This is a genomic window from Rhodopirellula maiorica SM1 (assembly GCF_000346295.1).
In the GTDB taxonomy this organism is placed as follows: Bacteria; Planctomycetota; Planctomycetia; order Pirellulales; family Pirellulaceae; genus Novipirellula; species Novipirellula maiorica.
In genome coordinates, this window is sequence record NZ_ANOG01000747.1 from 1 (window position 1) to 4,849 (window position 4,849).

Annotated in this window: 2 protein-coding genes; both read right to left on the reverse strand. The window is 55.8% G+C overall.

What is annotated here, in order from left to right; all coding sequences use genetic code 11:
- Positions 1–279: 279 nt before the first annotated feature.
- A complete protein-coding gene (locus tag RMSM_RS24330) occupies positions 280–1,407 on the reverse strand; it encodes a hypothetical protein (protein ID WP_040769260.1) in 1,128 nt (375 codons plus the stop codon).
- Positions 1,408–1,750: 343 nt separating this feature from the next.
- Positions 1,751–4,849: hypothetical protein (locus tag RMSM_RS41265; protein ID WP_160168363.1), on the reverse strand; the 3,099-nt coding region annotated here is incomplete at its 5' end.

The following is a 4,849-nucleotide window of genomic DNA, read 5'->3' on the forward strand; positions in this document are numbered from 1 at the left end:
GGCCGGCACAATTACACAGTCATTGTGTCGGCCTCTGGCCTAAGCCGGATATTCTCGTAAGGCACCGGGTCGTGCATTATCCCCAGCCCCGGACGCGCAAGCGGCTCAATAAATCAAAAAGACGCCAAGCGTTTTGTCCAATGCGATCGATTTACGTAGTGGGACTCGCCAGAGTTCCTGGTGCGTCAACAATAACGCTGGGAATTCTGGCGAATTCCACTACTCAAATTGGGGATTCTGGCGAATTCCACTACTGGATCAGCCCGGTCGCTTGGCGAATTAGCGACCCAATGCGGCACTGTACAGACTGCGTTTCGATGTTCGTGGGACTGCGATCGGAGCGGGATTGACATCAAACGGGATCAACGCGGCGTGATGGACCGCAACGCCGTTGCGTTCGGGGACGTAGCGAGCTTTCTGGGAGTTGAACGCGCGGTACGTTTCCATCACTCGGCGAATTTCCGGAGCATACTCGAACTTGCCGTCCGGCAGCGAACGTCCCAGTTCAGGGAAGCTGCCGATCGTCACTAGCGATCGTGTGCGGTCGTGGAACTGGTACGCCTCGACACCATTTTTGCGAAGCTCGGCGACCATCTTGCCTGCGTCGGAGGCCATTTTATCAAGTCGTTTTCCACTGGGAACAAATTCTTTTTCTTTGTGTCCGTCGACGATCGTTCCCAAGCCTTCGAACGTGGCCACAACGACGGTGTATTTGCCTTTGCAAGTGAGCAGGTTGTAATCTTTGTCTTCGTTGAGTTGCTGAACGAACGAATCGATCTCGGGTGCATCAAAGTATTCTGCCGGCAACATTGGGTTGCGAGTGACAAAAGCATTCGCCATGGGGCCGAGTGATTTGTCGTTCTTACGCTCCAAAAACTTGCGTGTCATTGCCCGTACCGTTGTCACAGGCGTGGCGGTGCTGGTTTCTTTTTCGATCTCTTTTCGATCTTCGAAAATCGGCAATCGAGCCGTCTTCAAAACTTGCAGATCGTGGTCAATGCTCTCGTTTTCAACGCGGTCATATTCGCCTACCAACACGGCATAGGCTTCGTATTGGTATTCGTTCGCGTAACGCACCCGACGACCTGATGACGCAGGAGTATTGGGGCCGTGAGTAAAATCAAACTTCTCGCGATAAATAAACGCAGGCAATTTCAAGTCGCGGCGAATTTCAAACGCCAATCGATGAGCACGTGCTTTGGAACCCTCGCCGACACACGTCGATGCCAAGATCATCCAAGGACCATCCTCTTCGGAAAGCACATATTCGGCATCCGCCTCGGCTTCCACGTTCGGACCCGAACGAAACATGTTCATCAAATTCGGAGGTCCCGCTTGGGTTCCGCTGATAAAAATGGCACTGCAACAAACGCCGACGAAAAGCGATAGGCTCGAAATTGGACGCATTTGTTTTTTCCGGTCGAGGAGGAAATAAAGTTCTTGTCCTTTGGGGAATAACAAAAACGCGTCGACCACCGAAAGGGAGGAATTCGCGGTTGCATCGCTGTGGATCACGCGGGGGCGTGCGAGCAATGCCATCTACTTTGGTAGCCATTGGGGGATGGTCAAGTAGTGGGATTCGCCAGAATTCCCATCTTTGCTGTTGAAACACCAGGAACTCTGGCGAGTCCCACTACGAAAGTAGATGACATTGGGCGTGCGAGCCGATCACCGCGGTAGCGGAAAGCCGTCATTGAATGAATCGCGCGTCCCGAACGATCCAGCGCCATGATCGCGGAGCAATCAGCGACTATTGCGGGGCGGCCATTCCGGGGGGCGCCGCGATGCTGAGTCGTTCAAGTTGCAGGTTTTCGACTTCCATCGTCTTCAACTTTAGCGACATCGATTTCACCGCTCCCTCGGGCCCGGGTTGTCCATCGGGAAGTTGTTGACGAAATAACGCTGGACGGTTGGGTGCTCCGTGCATCGTGAACATGTCCTTGGCTGCCGAATAGGCGGCTCGCGTTGCACTGCATTCCAACAATCCACGTTCATTGCGAGTGCGGAAAATCACGCCGCCGACGGCTTCGGTTTCCCAGGGCGTTGGCAATCCCGCGAGCGAAGGCCTATTGGCGGCCTCGGGCGAAATCCCGATTCGTAGATGGTCGCAATCCAGCGTCGTTTGGCCGGCCGACAGCGCATCCATCGTCTGTGCGTCAAACGTATCGTCCCAACTCGCAACGTCGCGAACGCCCACACGAACGCCTCGCATGAAGTCAAGCGACTTGTTCAAGATGTCGCCTTGCATCGTATCGTTAAAAATCAGATGGATGCCGGTCAACAGATTGCTTGGCACCGTGGGTTTGGCAGAGCCACCCGGTTTCAAACCGCTCTGATCGCCGCGTGTCCAGCAGCGGTACCATCCCGGGCCGGCACCAAATAGCTTGCCGCCGCCTGATGGAACCAGAGTCAACTTCTCGGCGTGCAGCAGATGTTTCGATTCGGTCAACCCGTCGGGAGCACGCTGCACGGCTTGGATCATCAGCGGACGTGAATCACTTTGCAACAAGTCGATTCGCTGGACCGTTGCCGTCTTCATCGTTTTGAGGTCGCGGACTTGCACCCCGTCATGCAAGATGATCTCCATGCGATCGCCGGCGACGTGGACATCCCACGGCTCACGGCCATTGACCAGCGATGCGGTGATCTCGACTCCATCGGTCAGCGTGGCCGTTTTTCCATCAAACACCATTTCGCCTTGCCATCGACACAGCGGCGGTTCGGTCCACGTCAATTTGCTTTCTGCACCACTAGGTTGCGATGCACGCGTGGCGGTGTTGCTTGTCCCTGCTGCGGTGCCAGCCGAGCCGCCTGTTAAACCGTCTGCCAGATCGTTCGGCAACGCTTGCGACGGGATACGGAACTCACCCGCTTCGTTGATCCAAATGATGTTGTCGCTCGGACGGATCTGAATCAATGGGCCCACAAAATAACCGTCGCCAATTTCAAAGCGTGCGGGAGCACCCACGCCGCTGCCCAATTGCAACACATCTTCGCCGCCCCCGTCAATCAAACGAAGCTGTTCGCCTGTTAATTTGGCCAGCATCGGTTGCCCACCCAATTGAACGGTATGCGTCAGATGAACGGACCCCACGACACTCAGGTCTTGGGCGTGCACGCCCCCATCGTCGAGAACCAACTTGGCGGTGATCGTGTTGCCCTGGACCGACGGACGCGACCGAGCAACGGGAACCTGCGTGGTGGTGGTGCCCGGTTCGGGCTGCTTTACCAATTGGCGGATCGAGCTGGGCGCTTCTTCGGAATTGCCTTCAATCATGCCAATGTTTTTTGGCTCCGGTTCGACAAAAAACAATCGCAATTGATCCGTGTCAGCTTGAATCGACGAGGTGTCAAGGTGCACGTTGCCTAACGCCGCGAGCTGTTCGGGAATCATCGCGTTGCCATCGTCGTTCGCGGTTTTACGAGGATCGGGCTTCAGCACGCCTTCGACCGAATCGGATTGGAATTCGCCTCCATCGGTCAACGCCATCTTGACTTCGCCATCGATCCAGAAACCGATGTTGCTGTCGATCGAATCTTTGCGGATCGGACCGAGGGGTTGCATTTTGAAACCTTCACGCCACTGAATACGTCGCAATGGCACGTCGGGAGTATCGAGCGTGACGATACCGATACCGCGAGCGTCAATGGCGCCGAGCGTCCCAGGCGATGCCGGATCAAATTGGTAGACGATGCTTTCGAGTCGTGCGTGGATTCCGCCGCGGTGCACTTCGATGCCCTGGATCCCGTCGGCACGGACGAGTCCTTTGCTCGCTTGCATATCAATTTGACCTGCATAGATCTCTAAGTCCAAATTGGGCAGTCGCGCCGCCAAAGGGGCGCCGGTCGCTTTGATGCGGTGTAGCCAATCGAGTGCCGAGGTACGAACGATCGACTTGTTACTTGGATCGCGAAAGGTCAATTCGATGGTGTCACAATCGAACCGGTCTGTTTTTGCACCGTCGATCTGATGGATCAGAGACACCGAATCGCGGAGCATCAATTGATCGATTGCAAAATCGTATTCGAGCCGACCGTCACACTGCAGTTGGATTTCGGCGGTCGCATCCGTCGTCGGCGCTGTCGCGCCGCCGATTTGCGTCAACATCGATGTCGGGTCGACCGGCACGTTGTTCTGCGGCGGTGCGGTTGTGGTCGCCGCAGGCCACAGCCCTCCGTTCTCCAGCGGCATCCGAAACTCTTCCAAATAGATCAGTTCCATGCGGTCCAACACGGCGGTCTTGCCGCTCGCTGCCATCGGCGCGGACGTGTTAGTCGCTAAATGAATGGTCAAATCGCGGCCCAGCATGCGGGCTTTGCCGAGATTCATTTGGATCGCTTCGGTCGTCCAAATTTTTTGGTTGTCGATGCCAACGTTCGCCGTACGTATCGACAGCGATTGGCTGGGCGTGGTCGGATTTTGACGGGTGATTTGGACGACGCCCATCATCCGGCCTCGTTGAATCGGCGGCGCGCCACCACTCATCACATCAAGCGAACCGGTGAACTTGATCTCAGCGCCTTCGTTGGCCTCGATCACCACCGGGGATTCGCTAGTGGAACTTTTCATGCCGCGACCGATCACGACAGTCATCGGCCACAATTTCCACTGGTCCGGACTGCTCTGTTCCCAGTTCTGGAATAGCAACATCCCATCAGCGGTCTGCAAGCGTTTGCATTTTTCTCGCTGCCATGCTCCCTCGGGAAACAAATCGGCAAGCGTGTCGCCGACTTTGAACTCACGCGCGGGCGCCAATACGACACGTTCGACTTCGGGTGGACGCAACCATGCGACAACCAAGACGTGATAGACAAACGCTAACACGCTTAGGAAAAGTAAGGCGGAAAT

Bases quoted from the DNA above. Each gene is read 5' to 3' on its own strand.
- RMSM_RS24330 (WP_040769260.1), bottom strand. From the start codon at position 1,407: ATGCGTCCAATTTCGAGCCTATCGCTTTTCGTCGGCGTTTGTTGCAGT.